This is a genomic window from Natronosalvus sp. KLKA75, assembly GCF_059736265.1.
The window spans coordinates 389903-407791 of sequence record NZ_CM185522.1 but is presented as its reverse complement, the minus strand read 5'-3'; the positions used below and the strand labels follow the sequence as shown (position 1 = coordinate 407791).

The 17889-nt window shown below is 65.3% G+C and carries 18 protein-coding genes and 1 pseudogene; 10 read left to right on the top strand and 9 right to left on the bottom strand.

The genetic code is table 11. The features are described from left to right. Positions 1-153 precede the first annotated feature (153 nt). Positions 154-1458: a phosphoglucose isomerase-related protein gene (locus AC6I65_RS02055; protein ID WP_497902437.1), complete on the bottom strand. Its 1305-nt coding sequence runs from the start codon at positions 1456-1458 to the stop codon at positions 154-156. A 124-nt stretch (positions 1459-1582) separates the two neighbouring features. Between AC6I65_RS02055 and AC6I65_RS02050 the strand changes: the two genes are divergently transcribed. Together AC6I65_RS02050 and AC6I65_RS02045 are read left to right on the top strand one after the other, a co-directional pair. Then, on the top strand, positions 1583-2134 hold the full coding sequence (locus AC6I65_RS02050) for a DUF8056 family protein (protein ID WP_497902436.1): 552 nt from the start codon (positions 1583-1585) through the stop codon (positions 2132-2134). 92 nt (positions 2135-2226) lie between these two features. Further along, positions 2227-2706, top strand: a complete 480-nt coding sequence (locus AC6I65_RS02045) for a DUF5812 family protein (protein WP_497902435.1) — start codon at positions 2227-2229, stop codon at positions 2704-2706. A gap of 263 nt (positions 2707-2969) precedes the next feature. Here the strand turns inward: AC6I65_RS02045 and AC6I65_RS02040 are convergent, their stop codons facing one another. Next, entirely contained in the window at positions 2970-3770 is an 801-nt protein-coding gene (locus tag AC6I65_RS02040; protein WP_497902434.1) for an Ig-like domain-containing protein, read from the bottom strand. Between the two features lie 119 nt (positions 3771-3889). On the opposite strand from AC6I65_RS02040, the gene AC6I65_RS02035 reads away from it, so the two are divergent. Together AC6I65_RS02035 and AC6I65_RS02030 are read left to right on the top strand one after the other, a co-directional pair. Beyond that, entirely contained in the window at positions 3890-4060 is a 171-nt protein-coding gene (locus AC6I65_RS02035) for a hypothetical protein (RefSeq protein WP_497902433.1), read from the top strand. A 142-nt stretch (positions 4061-4202) separates the two neighbouring features. Then, on the top strand, positions 4203-5135 hold the full coding sequence (locus AC6I65_RS02030; protein WP_497902432.1) for an HFX_2341 family transcriptional regulator: 933 nt from the start codon (positions 4203-4205) through the stop codon (positions 5133-5135). A 16-nt stretch (positions 5136-5151) separates the two neighbouring features. On the opposite strand, the gene AC6I65_RS02025 is transcribed toward AC6I65_RS02030, so the two are convergent. From AC6I65_RS02025 to AC6I65_RS02015, 3 genes and pseudogenes are all read right to left on the bottom strand, one after another. After that, a complete protein-coding gene (locus AC6I65_RS02025) occupies positions 5152-5874 on the bottom strand; it encodes a Yip1 family protein (RefSeq protein WP_497902431.1) in 723 nt (240 codons plus the stop codon). 86 nt (positions 5875-5960) lie between these two features. Next, positions 5961-6650: a hypothetical protein gene (locus AC6I65_RS02020; protein WP_497902430.1), complete on the bottom strand. Its 690-nt coding sequence runs from the start codon at positions 6648-6650 to the stop codon at positions 5961-5963. A gap of 26 nt (positions 6651-6676) precedes the next feature. Continuing rightward, a pseudogene (locus tag AC6I65_RS02015) lies at positions 6677-7054 on the bottom strand (MMPL family transporter); the annotation flags it as partial. Between the two features lie 27 nt (positions 7055-7081). Here AC6I65_RS02015 and AC6I65_RS02010 point away from each other — a divergent pair. The 3 genes from AC6I65_RS02010 to AC6I65_RS02000 all read left to right on the top strand — a co-directional run bounded on the left by AC6I65_RS02010 (position 7082) and on the right by AC6I65_RS02000 (position 10705). Further along, positions 7082-7360: a DUF8102 family protein gene (locus tag AC6I65_RS02010; RefSeq protein WP_497902429.1), complete on the top strand. Its 279-nt coding sequence runs from the start codon at positions 7082-7084 to the stop codon at positions 7358-7360. 176 nt (positions 7361-7536) lie between these two features. Then, positions 7537-10338 carry a valine--tRNA ligase gene (locus AC6I65_RS02005; RefSeq protein WP_497902428.1) on the top strand — a complete coding sequence of 934 codons (2802 nt, stop codon included), beginning with the start codon at positions 7537-7539 and terminating at the stop codon, positions 10336-10338. A gap of 70 nt (positions 10339-10408) precedes the next feature. After that, on the top strand, positions 10409-10705 hold the full coding sequence (locus AC6I65_RS02000; protein ID WP_497903146.1) for a DUF7344 domain-containing protein: 297 nt from the start codon (positions 10409-10411) through the stop codon (positions 10703-10705). A 19-nt stretch (positions 10706-10724) separates the two neighbouring features. Here AC6I65_RS02000 and AC6I65_RS01995 read toward each other — a convergent pair whose 3' ends face one another. Beyond that, on the bottom strand, positions 10725-11420 hold the full coding sequence (locus AC6I65_RS01995) for a DUF1405 domain-containing protein (RefSeq protein WP_497902427.1): 696 nt from the start codon (positions 11418-11420) through the stop codon (positions 10725-10727). A gap of 244 nt (positions 11421-11664) precedes the next feature. Between AC6I65_RS01995 and AC6I65_RS01990 the strand changes: the two genes are divergently transcribed. Beyond that, positions 11665-11811, top strand: a complete 147-nt coding sequence (locus AC6I65_RS01990; protein ID WP_253432202.1) for a hypothetical protein — start codon at positions 11665-11667, stop codon at positions 11809-11811. Between the two features lie 102 nt (positions 11812-11913). On the opposite strand, the gene AC6I65_RS01985 is transcribed toward AC6I65_RS01990, so the two are convergent. Beyond that, positions 11914-12066, bottom strand: a complete 153-nt coding sequence (locus AC6I65_RS01985) for a hypothetical protein (RefSeq protein ID WP_497902426.1) — start codon at positions 12064-12066, stop codon at positions 11914-11916. A 196-nt stretch (positions 12067-12262) separates the two neighbouring features. Between AC6I65_RS01985 and AC6I65_RS01980 the strand changes: the two genes are divergently transcribed. Then, positions 12263-13057, top strand: a complete 795-nt coding sequence (locus AC6I65_RS01980) for a YqcI/YcgG family protein (RefSeq protein ID WP_497902425.1) — start codon at positions 12263-12265, stop codon at positions 13055-13057. A gap of 105 nt (positions 13058-13162) precedes the next feature. On the opposite strand, the gene AC6I65_RS01975 is transcribed toward AC6I65_RS01980, so the two are convergent. Then, positions 13163-13696: a hypothetical protein gene (locus AC6I65_RS01975; RefSeq protein ID WP_497902424.1), complete on the bottom strand. Its 534-nt coding sequence runs from the start codon at positions 13694-13696 to the stop codon at positions 13163-13165. Positions 13697-13764: 68 nt separating this feature from the next. Between AC6I65_RS01975 and ileS the strand changes: the two genes are divergently transcribed. Continuing rightward, positions 13765-16974 carry an isoleucine--tRNA ligase gene (ileS, locus tag AC6I65_RS01970; RefSeq protein WP_497902423.1) on the top strand — a complete coding sequence of 1070 codons (3210 nt, stop codon included), beginning with the start codon at positions 13765-13767 and terminating at the stop codon, positions 16972-16974. 15 nt (positions 16975-16989) lie between these two features. On the opposite strand, the gene AC6I65_RS01965 is transcribed toward ileS, so the two are convergent. Next, positions 16990-17778: a hypothetical protein gene (locus tag AC6I65_RS01965; protein WP_497902422.1), complete on the bottom strand. Its 789-nt coding sequence runs from the start codon at positions 17776-17778 to the stop codon at positions 16990-16992. Between the last annotated feature and the right edge of the window lie 111 nt (positions 17779-17889).

The following is a 17889-nucleotide window of genomic DNA, read 5'->3' as shown; positions in this document are numbered from 1 at the left end:
GACCTGGTCGCGTTCATCGAGGGCGCTCGAGGGTTCGGATCAATGGTCGATGAGGTCGTCGCCTGGTCACAGTCACCTCGACGGCGAACCCTTCTCGGAGTACCGCTCGTTCCTGGAGTACCGCTCGTTCCCGGAATACCGTTCGGTCTCGAATTACCGCTCGACGCGCAACGTCGTCTTCTCGGCGACTGCCTCGGCCTCTTCGAACTCCCCACCGCCGAGCAGCCCCCGGGTGGCGTTTTTGGCCCACTCGACGGCCGGCTGGGTGAACGTGCTCACCTCGTAGAGTTCGCCCGCGAGGACGCAGGCAGCCTCCATACCGTAGAGGAGGCCACCGAATTCGAAGGCGTCGACCGACTCGAGTTCGACCCGAACGTTAGGGCGGCCGGCCGCCGCCAGACTCGCCTCGGTGGCCTCGAACTCCGCCTCGAGCAACTCGCCGAGGGTGGCGTCGCCGAGATAGGCGAGTTCGTCGACGTCGGTCCCGGGAATCTCGCGGTCGGCGGTCTCACGCGGTGTGACGAACGTCACCAGCTTGTCGCGGGGGCCGGCCCGATAGAGCTGAAGCTGTGAGTGCTGGTCGGTCACCCCCAGCGCGCGGACGGGCGTCTGGCCCAGGTCGTCCTTCCCGAGGCTCTCGGCCCACAGCTGGGCGAACCACTCGGCGTAGGTCTCGAGCGACTCCGCGTAGGGGACCATCGCGTTCATCGAGGCGCCCCGGGCGTCGAGCGCGTAGGCCGTCGCACCGTAGGCGTAGGCGGGACATTCGAACAGCGATCCAGTCAGCGAGTCGGCTTCGGCCGCCGCCCCCTCGAGGATGGCCTCCAGGCCGTGCCCACAGACGGCCGCGGCGACCAGGCCGACCGCCGAGAGCGCCGAGAAGCGACCGGGGACGCCGTCGGGCACGGAGACCGCGGCGAGGTCGTGGCGATCCGCGAGCGAGCGAAGCGGGCCGGACCCGCCGGTTGTCACGACCGTGCGCTCGGTCCAGTCGACGCCGGCGTCCTCGAAAGCCTCGCGGACGACCAGGAAGTTCGCGAGCGTCTCGGCGGTCGTCCCCGAGCGGGAGACGACGTTAATCGCGGTCGACTCGAGGGGCAGAGTCTCGAGGCGGCGGGTGATCCAGGCGGGGTCGACGTTGTCGAGATATACTGCCTCGGTGCCGTCCCCCGCGTCCACGAGCGCGTCTGTGATCGTCGCCGCGCCGAGCGCGCTCCCGCCGATGCCGATGGTGACGAGCGCGTCCGCGTCGGCCACGGGCTCGACCGCTGCGCGAATCGCGTCTGGATCCGTCCGCTCGGGGAGATTCAGGGCGGCGTAGCCGTGTTCGTCGTTCGCCCGTCCCGCCTCGATTCGCTCGTGCGCCGTCGCGACGCGTTCGTCCAGGCGCTCGAGGCCCTCCCGCGAGATGCCGGGAGAAGCGACCGACGCGAGCGCGTTGCCGATGTCGACGTCCATATCGGAGAGGCGATAGCGACCGATAAAGGCGTTCCGTCACGCCTCGAAGCGGCGTTGGCTCCGAGCGGGGACTGGGCGCTCGAGCATCGTATCCCTTATTCGCCTCGACTGCCAATCGCGGTCAATGAGCGCGTCTGACGAGTCGGTCGACTCCGGAGCCACACCCGGCGACGAGACGACCGACTCGAGGACGTACGGCGGAGTGCTCGGGGCGTTCCCGTACGCGATTCGCCAGAGCAACTCGCGGCTGTTCAGGAGCTACGTCCTCGTCGGCGGGGCCATTGCGGCAATTCTCGTGTTCGCGTTCGCCCTCTCCCTGGTTCGCGTGATCGGGGAAACGGTCGGCACGACGGCGACGCTGTCGTTCTCCCGATCGTTCGTCATCGTCGTCGGCATGGCCGTCGTCGCGCCGATCCTCGCGCCCGTGTTGCTCGTCGCCCGTCGCCACCGTCGACAGGTGGGCGACGACGTTCGGTACGACCGGCGACTCGCCGCCAGCGGCTACCTCTTTCTCGCCGCGCTGTACGTCGGCCTGATTCCGACGGTCCCCGCGGAGTTTCAGACCGAGGGCGGTCCAGTGGTGGCCTTTCTGTACGGCCTCCCGCCCGCCGTCGGACTCGCGATCCCCGCACTCGCCGGGGCTGGGATCTACGTGGTCCACCGGCTCTCCCGGTAGCCAAGAGCAGAGCAGCGCACTCGAGTCGGCTCGCGAGCGCATACCCGCGACGAGTCGAAACCCCGAAAGCCGTCGCGCTCCTCTCATCCACTATGACCGAGAAGACGGGCACCTTCGTCGTCACCCACGCCGAGGACGAGTCGGTCGTCCTCCGGGACGTCGACTCCGCGCAGGTGCACACGCTCGCCGCGAACGACGGCCTCGAGACACACGACGTACTCGAGGCGACGATCGCCCCCGAACCGCCCCTCGAGGTCGCCTGGACACTGATCGACGTCGAGGATCGGCGCTGGGTCGAACTCGTCGACAGCGACCTCGAGCCGACGACCCACTCGAAGGAGTTGGCCGCCGAGGCCGACGTCGGCAACCTCGAACAGCACGAACGGGCCGGAACGGGCGAGATTCACGTCTTTCGGGTTCCCGCCGCGCGCGTCGAGGAGGCAGCCCGCGACGTCCTCGAGGACGAGGAGACCATCGCACGGGCGGCCCGCCTCGAGGCCGTCCGCGTCGAGGTTCGTCGAGCGGTGGACGGTGAGGACGGCGTGTTGAGCGTCAGGTACCTGCCGGACTGACTCGAGTGTAAAACTACAGATTTTGAAGTAATGGTGAGTGTGAGTGTTCGGGTCGAAAGCGAATGCTGGCATTGAGGGCGCTGTCGAGAGGAAAAAGGGCTGTCCATAGGGCAAAACGCTGTTGGCGAGGGTGCTGCCGGTGAAGGCATCGTCACGAGGACAGAACCCCCGGGGCGACGTCGAGGCCACAGCGCCCGGATCTCGAGTCCAATCCCCCACGTCCGGCGCCTTTGACGTTCGTCACGAGCCGGGTCTAGTTGTGCTCAGAACTCGCCGTACGGGTCGCGCCGTTCGATCGACACCTCGCCGGTGGCGAGGACGCGGAACACCCAGCTCGCGTTCCGGTTCGGGTCGGCAGTCCACGTGTCGGAGGCCGTCGCCCCTTCGTCCGTCTCGACCGACACCTTCTGGTCGCCGGGAGCGGCGCTCACGTTTCGAACGTGGATGGCCGTTCGCGGCTCGAGGGCGACGGTTTCTTCGTACGCTGTGTCGCCCTCGTGGGTCACGGTGACGGTGACGTCGTGAGCGAGGTGGTCGAAGTTGGTGACGGCAAATCTCGACGCGGGTTCGTCCATGTGGTCGGTCCCGAACGTTCGGTCGGCATTCCGGTACCTGGTGGCGTCGTCACGGATCCGAACGGCGTACCCCTCGCCAACGGCCCATTCGATGGGTGGCGGTCCGTAGTCGCGGTGTTCGGGTTCCGAATCCGCCCCACACCGCGAGTAGCCGGTCGCCACAGCGAACGCGTAGACGCCGTGATCGGTTTCGGCCTCAAGGACGGCATCGGATGCGACGTCAATCTCCTGCAGATTGCGGCACTCGAGCGTGTTGTACGTGAACGCGTGTTCGTATCCAGAGACGTACGCAGAGACGTGCTCGGCCGTCACCTCGGCAGGTCGTTCGGGTGGTTCTTCCGGACCTGGCGGGAGTGCGGGCGGCTCGGTCGGCGCGGGTGGGTGCGGATCGAACGTCGCCGAACTCGGCCCGTTCCCGAGACGGCCCGTCGGCGAAATCGGAAGTGTACCCCCGATTCCGGTTGCCGCGAGGAAGTGGCGTCGATTCACGTCGTTTGGAGAGACAGTCGCTCGATAAATAACTTCTCGCCGTTCGAGAGGTCTAGTACTACGAGCCGAAGACGCCGTCTCCGGGCAAGGTACTTGGCTACGGAGGCGAATAACGGAGCATGGACGAAGAGAGCGAGACGACGACCGAGAACGCCAGCGACGAACCGGACGAGAACACCACGGACGAGGCCGAACTGGTAGCCTGGGTCGAACAGCAACGTGGTCGGGAACTCACCGAGGAAGAGGAGAATCTGTCTCTCGCCCAGGCTCGTTTGATCGGCGAGCTCTGAGGCGTACCAGTCGTTCGGAAGAACGTACGGCCGATTCGGTTTCGCAGGCACTGACGACAGCCAGGACGACAGCGACTGACGAAGGCGTCGCAGCGGTCGAGAGTCTGGTGGTTTTTATACTATCCGGCCACCTCTACCGCGTATGCAAACCCACATCGTCCCGGTCGGCTTCGACTACGACCGGTTGATCGCCCCACTGGTGCGCGATCAGTACGGCGTCGACCGCGTCATCCTCCTCGAGGGGGCCGTCGGGAGCGAGGCCAACGTCGAGTACTCCCGGCACCTCTCCCAGAAACTCGAGACCGACTTCCAGAACCTGCTGGGGGCGACCACCGAGCGGTTCGTCCTCGAGGACGTTTACGACTACGACGAGGCGTTCGAGCAGGCCTACGACCTGATCAACGACGAGCTCGACGAGGGCAACGAGGTCTGGGTCAACATCGCCGCCATGCCCCGGACGGTGAGTTTCGCGTTCGCGACCGCCGCCCACTCCCTGATGGTCGAGCGCCAGGACGACCGCGAGCAGATCCACACCTACTACACGGCCCCGGAGAAGTATCTCGAGACGGAACTGGCCGAGGAGCTACGCGAACAGTCGGCCTTGCTCGAGGATCTGCTTGCGGGGGAGCGAGAACTCGGCGAGCCAGCGACCGAAATTGAGACCGAACGCGTGGCCAGTCGTCTCGAGAGCGCCCGACAACTCCTCGCGGAGTTCGACGAGCGCGGGACGACCATCGGTGCGAAGGAAATCGACGGCGAACACATCGTCGAATTACCGGTCGCCTCCTTCTCGAACGTCAAGCCGTTCGAGGAACTCATCCTCTATAAACTCGGCGAGGACGGCGAGTTCGAGTCCGTTTCAGAACTCGCGGAGGCCCTCTCGCGCGAACTCAACGAGGAGTACACCGACAGCTTCCGCTCGAAGGTGATCTACAACGTCGACCGACTGGGGCCGGGCGGCAAGGGCTACATCGAGCGCGAGGAGCACGGAAAGTCCTACCGAACGCGGCTGTCGCGGATCGGCGAACTGTGGGTGCGGGCACACTCGGATTCGGCTGCGATGCCCGAACGGTGAACGACTCAGAAGAGCGTCACGAGCGAGAAGAGACCAGGGGGATGCCTACGCCGAGCGCTGCCATCCCTTTCGGAATGTCGGCTTCGCTGGCGAGTCCACTGGTGAGCAGGTACCACTGCCAGCCCATCGTCGCCAGGGAGGCGACCAGTAACAACGGATCGATCGGCGCCATCGCTGCCTCCAGCGCGTCGACGCTCCGGTCGACATCGGTGATGATCACGTCCGAGAGCGCGACTCGAAGTCCAACGAGGCCGATTACGAGTCGAACGAACTCCGGTAGCGCGGCCCACCCCGCGAGCGACAGTACACCGGTGAACGACGGCGTCCCGCCCGCGAGACGTCCGACGGCGTAGAGAGTTCCCGTCCCGAGCGCCCAGAGGAGGAGCGGAGCGAAGACGGCGAAGCCGAGATAATCGTGGACCGCCTTCTGGACAAGTTCACCCGCGTCGCGCTCGACCGTCTCGGGTTCACTACAGCCCTCGGTGACGAGCGAGTCGGCATCGTCCTCGTACATCTCACAGACCATTTCGGGCGGTCGATCCGGATTGTCCATCGTGACGGTGGCGTCGATCGCGCCGGCGAGCATCGATCCGACGAGCGAGACGGCGAGGACGAGCGCAATCGTGTACAGAACCACGATTCCAACCGCGATTGGGAGGGTCGTCTTCGGCGGTCGTTCGTCGAAGAACGCAACCGGCGACAGGAGGAGTTGTGCGAGCGGGCGGAGGGCAGGAATCATTGCGCCCCCGAATAATTAGATAAACAACAAATAAATTCCCCTTCGAGCTATCCGACTATCGGAGGAGACGGACTCGAGGGAGACGATCAACGTCCCTGTCCACCACGTCCTCGGTCGCCCTCGTCGTCGCCATCGAAGGACGACTCACCTGGGCCTGCGTGGTCCGGCGGGCCGCCACTGTCGGGCGTTCCTGCGTGCGGCGGCGGGCCGTTGCCGGATGGGTCCCCATTGCCTCGTCGGCCATTCCTGCTGTCGTGATCCTCGTTCTCTCCAACGTCTTCGCTCCTGTCCGAGTTCGCGGCTGACCGACGCTCACCACGGTCGATTTCACGGCGTTCGTCTTCCGTGGTTCCGGATTCGTGGCGTTCGTCGTCGCTCGAGAGGGAGGCATCGTCGGTTCCACGTTCGCGTCCAGTTGAATCGTCAGGTTCGTCCGAGTCACCCTGGTCGTCTGAGCCATCCGGGTCGTCAAATTCGTTCGAGTCGTCCGAACTACCGTTCGAATCAGGTCCCGCGTCGGTACCATCGTCGACCAGCGGCGACGTCGTCCACGAAAACGGGTCCGGGGTGGGACTGTCGTCGGGAACGTCGTCGCTCGAATCGATCGCGTCCGGCTCGAGGGCCGGGCCGAGCAGGAGGGCGAGTCCGACGAAGGTGACGGCGGCGAGCACGATCGGGACGACGAGACCGAGCGTCGAGAGGTCACCGCCGTGTTCCGGCGAATCGTCGGCCATCGTGTCCGTCGAAACGGGGGCGACGACCTTCGTTACGCACACCAAACTGGCGGCTTCACCGTCTCCTTTTATACGTTCGACCTGCCCAATCGATCGAGAACCCGTTCTCGAACGACGAGCAACGACGGGAGGACCGTCAGGCAGGCGACGAACGCGAACGCGATCGCCAGCCCGGTCACCAACCCGAATCGCTGGAGCGGCGGCGCGAGTGCGAGCGCGAGCACCCCGAACCCGGCGGCGGTCGTCGCGGCACTGCCGAGCAAGGCGCTACCCGTTCCCGTCACCGTCGCCGAGAGGGCGGCCTCGAGAGTCGGGCGCTCGCGCCGCTCGGCGACGAAGCGCTCCCCGAGGTGGATACTGTAGTCGACCCCGAGACCGATAGCGAGGCTCGTGATGACGGCGGTCTCGCTGTTGAACGGAATCTCGAGGAGCGCCATCGCGGCCAAACAGGCGGGCAGAACGTCTCCGTCGACGTGACCTTCGACGTCGAGACGACCGTCGAGGACTCGCTCGAGGGAATCGCCGGGCGACTCGAGGCCGGCGACCCGGTGACGCCGCGACAGCTGTTCGCGCTGGTGATGGAGGGCGAGCACGATCCGACCGATCACGACGAGATCGTTCTCGTGCGAGGAGGAGGGGAGTCGCCCCACGACGACGGCGTCGACGACCAGTTCCTCGAGCGCCTGGCGGCGTACCTCGAGACCGACCTGGACCTCGAAACGGAGAGGCGAGCGGTGATCCGGCCCCGGTGAATCGAAGGCGAACGGTCACGTTCGCGAGAAGCACGGGAAGACGCGAAAAGGCTAACACGCTGTAGCGAACAGTAAACGTATGGACGAGTTCGTCACGCCCGGTGACGCCGGTCCTCGAACCGCCGTGTTCGTAGGGGCCTTCTAGCCCCATCTCTTTCCCCGTTTCGACGGATGTATTGTCCCGGACTGGAATACAGCGAACAACGACCAGTAACACCAATGACGAGATACCGCGAACGCGACCGATTGACGAACCGACGACGCCCCACACGGGCGGTGAGAGCATGAGTGCTGACGGCGACCTCGAGGCGGAGACCGAAGCACAGGGCCGCGGCCTCGAGGGAACCTACGACCCCGAAGCCATCGAGAGCCGGTGGCAGGACGCCTGGGTCGACGCGAAGACCTACGCCTACGAGGGCGAACCCGGCCAGGATCCGAACACCACCTACGCCATCGACACGCCGCCGCCGACGGTGTCGGGGAGCTTGCACATCGGCCACCTCTACGGCTCGACGCTGCAAGACTTTGCGGCCCGCTACCAGCGAATGGCCGATGGGGACGTCCTCTTCCCGTTCGGCTACGACGACAACGGCATCGCCTCCGAGCGCCTGACCGAGGAGGATCTCGACATCCGCCACCAGGACTACGAGCGCCGGGAGTTCCAGCAGCTCTGTCGCGAGGTCTGTGCGGAGTACGAGGCCGAGTTCACCGAGAAGATGCAGGCGCTCGGAACCTCGATCGACTGGGACCATACCTACAAGACCATCGAACCGCGCGTCCAGCGGATCTCCCAGCTCTCCTTTATCGACCTCTACGAGAAGGGACGAGAGTACCGCAAGAAGGCGCCCGCGATCTGGTGTCCCGAGTGCGAGACGGCCATCTCACAGGTCGAGACGGAGGACGACGAGCGGAACTCGCACTTCAACGACATCGCGTTCGAGATGGCTGGCGATAATCCGCCTCGAGAGGAGTTCGTCATCTCGACGACGCGCCCCGAACTCCTGCCGGCCTGCGTTTCGGTGTTCGTCCACCCCGACGACGAGGAGAACCAGGATCTCGTGGGTGAATCGGCCAGGATCCCAATCTTCGGCCACGAGGTGCCGATCATCGAAGACGACCGCGTCGACATGGAGAAAGGCAGCGGCGTCGTCATGTGCTGTACCTTCGGCGACCAGAACGACATCGAGTGGTACCAGGCCCACGATCTCCCACTACGGGTGGCCATCGACGAGACCGCGACGATGACCGACCTCGCGGGCGACTACGAGGGGATGGGTACCGAGGACGCTCGAGAAGCCATCGTCGAGGACCTCGAAGACGAGGGATACCTCCGTGATCGCCGCGAAATCGTCCACGACGTCGGCGTCCACGAGCGCTGTGACACCCCCGTCGAGTACCGCGTCTCCAAGCAGTGGTACGTCGAAATTCTGGACCACAAAGAGGAATACCTCGAGGCCGGCGAGGCCATGGACTGGTACCCCGAAAAGATGTTTACCAGGTACCGTCACTGGATCGAGGGCCTCGAGTGGGACTGGCTGATCTCGCGCCAGCGCGACTCGGGGATTCCGTTCCCGGTCTGGTACTGTGGCGAGTGCGATCACCCGATCATCGCGGAAAAGGAGGATCTACCAGTCGATCCCCTGAGCGACGACCCGCCGGTCGAGAGCTGCCCGGAGTGCGGTCACGACGGCTTCGAGGCCGAGGAGGACGTCTTCGACACCTGGGCGACCTCCTCGCTGACGCCGCTGATCAACGCCGGCTGGGACTGGGACGCAGAGGCCGAGGAGTTCGCGATGGCGAACCCGGAACTCTACCCCTTCGACCTGCGCCCGCAAGGCCACGACATCATCTCGTTCTGGCTGTTCCACACCGTCGTTAAGTGCTACGAGCACACCGGCGAGGTGCCCTTCGACGCGACGCTGATCAACGGCCACGTCCTCGACGAAAACCGCGAGAAGATGTCCAAATCGCGGGGCAACGTCGTTCAACCCGCCGAGGTGATCGCGGAGTACCCGGTCGACGCGATTCGCTTCTGGGCGGCCAGCGCCGCCGTCGGCGACGACTTCCCCTACCAAGACCAGGACATCGTCGCCGGGGAGAAGCTCCTCCGGAAGCTCTGGAACGCCTCGAAGCTGGTCGACAACCTGGCGCCCGCCAATCCAGAGGAGCCCGCGGAACTCGAGGCGATCGACCGCTGGCTGCTGGCGGAACTCGACGCCACCGTCGAGACGCTCACCGAGCACTTCGAAAACTACGAGTTTGCCAAGGCCCGCAACCACCTCCGGACGTTCTTCTGGAACACGTTCTGCGACGACTACCTCGAGATCTCCAAGACCCGCGAGGACAGCGCCTCGACGCAGTACGCGCTGCGAACGGCTCACCGAACCTTCCTCCTGCTGTGGGCGCCCATCCTCCCCCACGTCACCGAGGAGATCTGGCAGGCGGTGTACGTTGAGAACACCGAGACCACAGACGAGGACGACTTCGACAGCGTCCACACCGAAACCTGGCCCGTTCCACAGGGCTACGAGGCCGACCTCGAGGCCGGCGAGACCGCGATGGAGGTCATCTCCGCGCTGCGCCGGTACAAGTCCGAACGCCAGCTGCCCCTGAACGCCAGCCTCGACAGCGTGGCCGTCTACGGCCCAATCGAGGGCTTCGCGGACGCGATCCAGGACGTAAGCCACGTCCGGAATCTCGAGTCGCTCGAGGAGCCGCCGGAGATCACCACCGAGGTGGCGTCGATCGACCTCGATTACGCAACCCTCGGACCGAAGTACGGGGCGAAAGTCGGCGAGATCGACGCGGCCATCGACGCGGGCGAGTACGAGATCGAAGACGAGACGCTCGCCGTCGCCGGCGAGGAACTCGAAGCCGACCTGTTCGAGGTCGAGCTCGAGCGAACCTACTCGGGCGACGGTGAGATGATCGAGACGGAGTCGGCGGTCGTCATCGTCGACGACGAGCGGGCGGACTGAGTCCGTCGGATTTCTCGCGCTCCGTCCGAGTTCCCGCGAGTCGTTCGACGCCCAGGACTTCCGGACGGTCCTGGAAAACGAGCACGTTGTATATATACGTTCACTGACAAGAGCGACGAGAGCGACGGGTGCACACACTGCGCCGTTCGAGGAACTCACCGACGCCGTCCACGAGGTCGCCGTCCACGAGGGCAATCGATCGCCGGATCGACTCGAGCGCGTCGCCACCGCGTTACACCACGTCCACCTGCCGAAACTGGCCGACGCCGACATCGTCGCGTACGACCACGAACTCGGCCGGGTGGAGCGACTGCCGGCTGCCGCACAGCTCGACCCGTCCCTCGAGTTGGTCGACGACGAGAACTAGCTGACTGCCGTTTTTCCGTTCACTGGGCCGCGGCCTGCTGCACCGTTTCGCACAGTTTCGCCCGCGTCGCCAGCGCCAGAAACAGCGCCAGCAGCGTGACGGTTACTTCACCAGCGCCGATGACGCCCAGCGCGTCGGCCCCGAGGTACATCGGTTCGGTTCGCTCGAGCGGGATGGCCGTGTGGTGGAGGTCGCCGACGACGGGAACGAAGTAATCCAGGACGAGGTTGACGCCGTAGTACGCGAGCGCGACGGCGACGGCCCAGACGGGAAAGTCGGAGATCCGGTGGAGGACGAACGCCTGGACGACCATCGCGAGGTGGCTCCAGAAGAGGAAGTGGAACATCAGCGGATCGAGGTAGCTGTAAGCGTCCCAGAAGGCGAGCAGCGTGTAGGGCGTCCAGAGTCCGAGGATGATGTTTCCGAAGAAGGCGATGGCGGTGAGCCAGGGCTGTTCGTGACCGAGTTTCCAGGCGGCGATAGCCAGCGCGATGGCCAGGGTCGCCAGCGGGCTGTCGGGAACGAACGGCCACATCACTGGCGACGTCGACAGGAGTTGGGCCTGGTAGTACCAGAATCCGAAGATCGTCCCCGCGAGGTTGATCGCGACCACGAGCCACGCGAACCGGAGCCCCAGGTCCTCGAGCGCCGTCGGCACTGGCGCCAGGTATCGCGGGAGCGGCTGGCGGTCGGCCGCTCGCGTGTGTGCTGTCATCGCTACCGACCACGAAGACGGGATGCAAAACGATAGCGGTCCGTCCTTTCGGTGTCCAAAACCGACGGCTGCTCGCTCGAGTCGAGCGCCAGGTCGTCGAACGGGGGCATCGCTCCGTCGAACGGACGGCACGGTAGGACGGAGAGGCGGTCACGGAGACGGTGGAGCGATGGTACGGTGGGGCGGCTGAGACGACGGAAGCGCGTGCGAGTCCTTTATGTGCCCGCCGTCTGAATATCAACCAATGAAATCCGATGGATCGTCAATGGCCGGCGAGGATCGAACGTTCACCCGCGAGATCATGTTCGTCATGCTCCTGTGGATCGTCGCCGTCGTCGCCGCCGGCATCGTCCTGATCCTCTTCCGGGACGTGCTGACCGGGCTGTTCTGAGTCGACTCGCATCCGGCACGACGACCTCGAGGGCGATGAACCGAGGGCCCTGCCACCGGCTTTCCTTGTCGATTCGGCCCTCGAGATTCAACCCTCGAGCGATCAGAGCATTCGATACCGGAACGAGAGGTAGACGATTACGAAGACGAACGTGCTCGCGAAGAGGTACTCGCCGATCGTGATCGCGTAGACGAGTGCCCCCGCGTTGAGCACGATGCCGAAGAGGTAGACCGGTCCCAGCCGATCGGTGTTCATACGGCTCTCTCCCGACGGGGTAACTCAAGTCGATCGGTCACCAGACTGTCGACAGCCATTGTCGTTCTCTCGAGGGGCCAGAGACCTCAATCCGTCGGTCGGCAGCCACTGGGATCGCCGGACCAGCCGGGGTAGTCGGGTCCGTCGTCGTGATCAGATCCGAAACGAATAGCACCACCGCGCCCCAGAAACCGGTATGAACGAGCCCGGCGCGGGATCCCTCCTGGACCAGGCGACGCTCGAGGCGCGCGTCGAATCGGGCGCAGTCCCCGACTGGGTCGTGGCGCACTACGAGAACTTCACCGACGGACTCCTCGGGAGCCACGACGGCAGCCCCTTCCCCTGTTACTTCGGCGTCGAATCCGTCCAGAAGGGATGGCCGCTGTACACCACCGTCGAGTCGATGACCGACAGGGACGCCCTCTTCGCGCTGGGCGAAGCCATCCTCGAGTACCTCGAGGTGTACGAAAGTCACAGTGAACTGGCCTCGCTGGTGACGTTCTTCAGGCCGCCCGAATGCGAGTTGCGAGAGCGGGAGTACCACGAAGCTCTCTGGCACATTTTGCAAGTGCTCCACGCCCACGATCCCGAGCCCTGGCCCGAGGACATCCCGACCGATCCCGACACCAGCGCCTGGGAGTTCTGCTTCGGCGGCGAGCCCATGTTTCCGACCTGCCGCGCGCCGTTCTACGACGTCCGGCAGAGTCGCTACTGTCCGGTCGGCCTCGAGATTACCTTCCAGCCCCGCGCGCTGTTCGAGGGGATCACCGCCGACACGGCTGCCGGCCAGCGCGCCCGGGAGGTCATCCAGGGCCGCCTCGAGGACTACGACGGCGTCTGCCCCCACGCCGATCTCGGAGACTGGGGCGTCGAGGGCGACCGCGAGTGGGTGCAGTACATGCTCTCCTCTGACGAGTCGCAGTTCCCCGACGCTTGCCCCATGCAGGTGAGCCGCGAGCACCCGAAGGGATCGGTCGTCATCGGCGATTGACTGGGACTCGAGACAGCGGCGTTCGAGGCGGCAGGGAAACGCGGAACTGGCACACTCAGCCCGACGGTGCCTCCGACGAGCAAGCGGATACTCGACCGTCCGTGGTCAGCGATCGGCCGTTCGATTCGAGAACAGGGAAACCTCGAAGACGCCGGCGATCAGGCCCGCCAGCCCCAGTAGAAGCAGGCCGGCGAGGGCGGTGACGACGACGGGTTCGCGTTGTGACGTCGTCAGGAGAATCGAAACGGCGAGGAGCGTAGAGAGTGCGCCCACGACGCCGAGAGTGCCGGCGACGCCGGGGCGCACCCACGCGAGGCCGGAATCGGGAACCCGCCCGCGAGCGAGAGACGCGACCGCCGCCCCCGCGAGTCCGAGCACGAGAACGTAGGCGGCGAACAGGATCGAGGGAGTGGTGTCCGCGAACTCGACGGCGACTATCTCCTCGAGGACGCCGAACCCCACCAAGACGAGGTAGCCTGGGATCTGCAGGGGCTGAAACGACGTCGAGAGGGCGAGGGCGTACAGACCGCCGAAGACGACCGTCGCGAACGAACGTACGTTGGCGTGCGTGCATCGGTTACGTGTACGTTCTCCGACAGCAAAGGTGTACTGTCCGCTGCTCGCCCGAGCGTCCCTCACGGTTCCGATCCGGCAGATCCGTCTGCCCAACCGATTCCTCTTTACTCCCGGAGTGATTCACCACGGGTATGAGCCGGTTCGAGGAGGTGGACGACCAGTACGATCCCCACGCACTCGAGGAGCGCGTGTTCGACTACTGGGAGGAGGTCGACGCCTACGAGCGAACGAAGCAGCATCGCGCCGACGGCGAGTCGTTCTTCTTCGTCGACGGCCCGCCGTACACCTCCGGGGCGGCCCACATGGGCACGACCTGGAACAAGAGTCTCAAGGACCTCTACATTCGCTTCAAGCGGATGCAGGGGTACGACGTCACCGACCGGCCGGGCTACGACATGCACGGCCTGCCCATCGAGACGAAAGTCGAGGAGGAACTCGGGTTCGAGAACAAAAAGGACATCGAAGAGTTCGGCGAGGAGAACTTCATCCAGGCGTGCAAGGAGTACGCCGACGAGCAACTCGAGGGCCTGCAGTCGGACTTCAAGTCCTTCGGCGTCTGGATGGACTGGGACGACCCGTACAAGACGGTGAACCCGGAGTACATGGAGGCCGCCTGGTGGGGCTTCTCGAAGGCCGCCGAGCGTGGGCTGGTCGAGCAGGGGCAGCGGAGCATCAGCCAGTGTCCCCGATGTGAAACCGGCCTCGCGAACAACGAGGTCGAGTACGAGGACGTCGAGGATCCCTCGATCTACGTGAAATTCGACCTCGTCGATCGCGAGGGATCGATCGTCATCTGGACGACCACCCCGTGGACCATCCCCGCGAACGCCTTCACGGCGGTCGATCCGGACCTCGAGTACGTGGGCGTTCGCGCCGAAAAGGATGGGAAAGAAGAAGTGCTCTACGTCGCCGAGGCCTGCCTCGAGGGCGTCCTGAAGAAGGGACGCTACGAGGACTACGAGGTCCTCGAGGAACTCACCGGCGAGGAGATGATCGGCTGGGAGTACGAGCACCCCCTCGCGGAGGAGGTGCCCGACCACGCGAGCCACGAGGGCGCCCACCAGGTGTACGCCGCGGACTACGTCGAGGCCGACCGCACGGGCCTCGTCCACTCCGCGCCCGGCCACGGTGAGGAGGACTTTACCCGAGGACGGGAACTCGGGTTCCCGATCTTCTGTCCCGTCGGCAGCGACGGCGTCTACACCGAAGAAGGCGGGAAGTACGAAGGGCAGTTCGTCAAAGAGGCCGACGAGGAGATTACCGCCGACCTCGAGGCAAACGGCGCTCTCCTCGCCTCGGAGACGGTCACCCACAGCTACGGCCACTGCTGGCGCTGTGACACCGGCATCATCCAGATCGTCACTGACCAGTGGTTCATCACGATCACGGACGTCAAGGACGAACTCCTCGAGAACATCGAGGACAGCGAGTGGTTCCCGGACTGGGCCCGCGACAACCGGTTCCGTGACTTCGTCGAGGACGCCCCCGACTGGAACGTCTCCCGCCAGCGCTACTGGGGCATCCCGATCCCGATCTGGACGCCCGAGGGACGGGACGACGGCGAAGACATGATCGTCGTCAGCACCCGCGAGGAACTCGCCGAGCGCGTCGACCAGGACGTCGATTCCGAAACGGTAGACCTCCACAAGGACGTCGTCGATGACCTCACGATTACCGAGGACGGGACGACCTACACCCGCGTGCCCGACGTCTTCGACGTTTGGCTCGACTCCTCGGTGGCGTCGTGGGGAACCCTCAACTTCCCCGGCGAGCAGGAGCAATTCGACGAACTCTGGCCCGCCGACTTCATCCTCGAGGCCCACGACCAGACCCGCGGCTGGTTCTGGTCCCAGCTGGGGATGGGAACCGCCGCGATGGGCGAAGTACCCTACGACAAGGTGCTGATGCACGGCCACGCGCTGGACGAGGACGGCCGGAAGATGTCCAAGTCGGTCGGCAACGTCGTGGAGCCTCACGAGGCGATCGAGCGCCACGGATCCGACGCCATGCGGATGTTCCTGCTCTCGGCGAACCCGCAGGGCGAGGACATGCGCTTCTCGTGGGACGGCATGCGGACGATGGAAAACCACCTCCGGACGCTCTGGAACGTGTTCCGGTTCCCGCTGCCGTACATGCGACTGGACGGGTTCGATCCGAGCGAGACGGGGCTGGACGAGGTCGATTCGGACCTCGAGCTGGTCGACGAGTGGGTCCTCGCCCGCCTCCAGTCCACGAAGGCCGAGATGACCGAGCACCTTGAGCAGTTCCGCCAGGACCGGGCACTCGAGACGCTGCTCGAGTTCCTCGTCGAGGACGTCTCCCGGTTCTACGTCCAGGCGGTCCGCGAGCGCATGTGGGACGAATCGGACAGCCCCTCGAAGGTGGCCGCGTACGCGACGATCTACCGCGTCCTCCGCGAGGTCGTGGTACTTCTCGCACCCTACGCGCCGTTCGTCTCCGAGGAGATCTACGGGACCCTCACCGGCGACGACGGCCACCCGACGGTCCACATGGAGGACTGGCCCGCAGTCGAGGAGTACTGGGCCGATCCCGAACTCGAGACTGACGTGGCCTACGTCCGCGCCATCGAGGAGGCGGGGGCGAACGCCCGCCAGCAGGCCGGACGAAAGCTCCGCTGGCCCGTCCCGCGCGTGGTCGTCGCCGCAGACGACGAACGCGCCGTCGAGGCCGTCGAGCGCCACGAGTCCCTCGTGGCCGATCGACTCAACGCCCGCGCAGTCGAACTCGTCGGCCCCGGCCAGCAGTGGGGCGAACTCGCCTACAGCGCCGAGGCGGACATGAGCGAACTCGGTCCCGCCTTCGGCGGCCGCGCCGGCGAGGTCATGAACGCCCTCAACGCGGCCCGGATCGAGGAACCGAGCCTCGAGGCGCTCGAGGCGGCCGTCTCCGACGCGCTGGAGGGTGAGGAACTCACCGACGAGATGGTTTCGTTCGTCACCCAGACGCCCGACGACGTCGCCGGCACCGCGTTCGGGCTCGACGGCGACGACAGGGGCGTCGTCTACGTCGACGCCTCGCTCACCGACGACATCGAGAGCGAGGGCTACGCCCGTGAGGTCATCCGCCGCGTCCAGGAGATGCGCAAGGAACTCGACCTGGATGTCGAGGAACGCATCGCGCTCGAGATCCAGATTGAGGACGACCGCGTGTCCGACCTCGTCCGCCAGCGCGAGGACCTGATCCGCGAGGAGGTCCGCGCCGAGGCGCTTCGAGCCGTCGACGCGGACAGCTCCGACGCCTACCGGAAGACGTGGGACGTCGAGGGTGTGACGATGGAGTTGGCGCTCGAGCCGATTGCGGCGGCGGAAGCGTCGGACTGATCGGCTCGAGGTCGGCTAACGACGTCGCAACTCGAACGTGATTTCGTACCGGAGTACTTCCTTTCGACAGTCGTCCGGGAAGTACTGGAGGTAGTCGGTGATTCGATATCTTCCGGGCTCGGCGTCGACAGGGATCGGGAGGAGGTATTCCCTTCGTATGGTCTCCCCAACCAGGATTCGTCCCGGTCGACGGCGGTCCACGCCAGGATGTGCGTACAGAGAATCGAATCGCGACGCGCCGTAGGCATCGATGTACCGGTCGTTCCAGAGCTGTATCCCCTCCTTTTCCTGGGGGAGTAGATGTGCAACCGGGACGCCGAACGGCCACGGACGGACGTGGTCGAACATCATCGACTCGGTGTTCCGGTTGATCAGTGAGAACGAGATTTTCGCGGGGTCGTCCGACGTGATCCGGTCCCGAACGAGCGTGGCCTCGACGGCGAGGAGCGGCGGTCGCTCGAGATCGTTCTCGAACGCCTCGAATTCCACGACTACCGGCGTCCCGTTGTACGTCGTTCGAACGTAATCGTACTCCTCGGCGATTCGGACGACGGCATCGGAAGGGGACTCGGTCCCGTAGGCCGGCGTGCCGATACCATCCCTGCTCCCCTCGACGGCGGTTTCGACGACCGACCGAACTCGAGGCGAAAGGGTCGACGCGTCGATCACCGTCTCGTCCGCCGTGAGTCGAGACGCCGGCTTCCCCCCGAGAAGGTCGATTTCGTAGGGATGACGTGGAAGCACTCGAACGCAGTCCGCAGAAAAGTCGGCGACGACGTACGAAGTCGGACCAGCGCTTCCCATGGCGGTCGTACGCCGTCAAGACTAAAGAGGTTGTGTCCTCGACAGGTTCCCATACGGCGAGCAGTCTCGAACCATCCGACCGAACGACCGTGAGAACGGCGCACGCAAGAG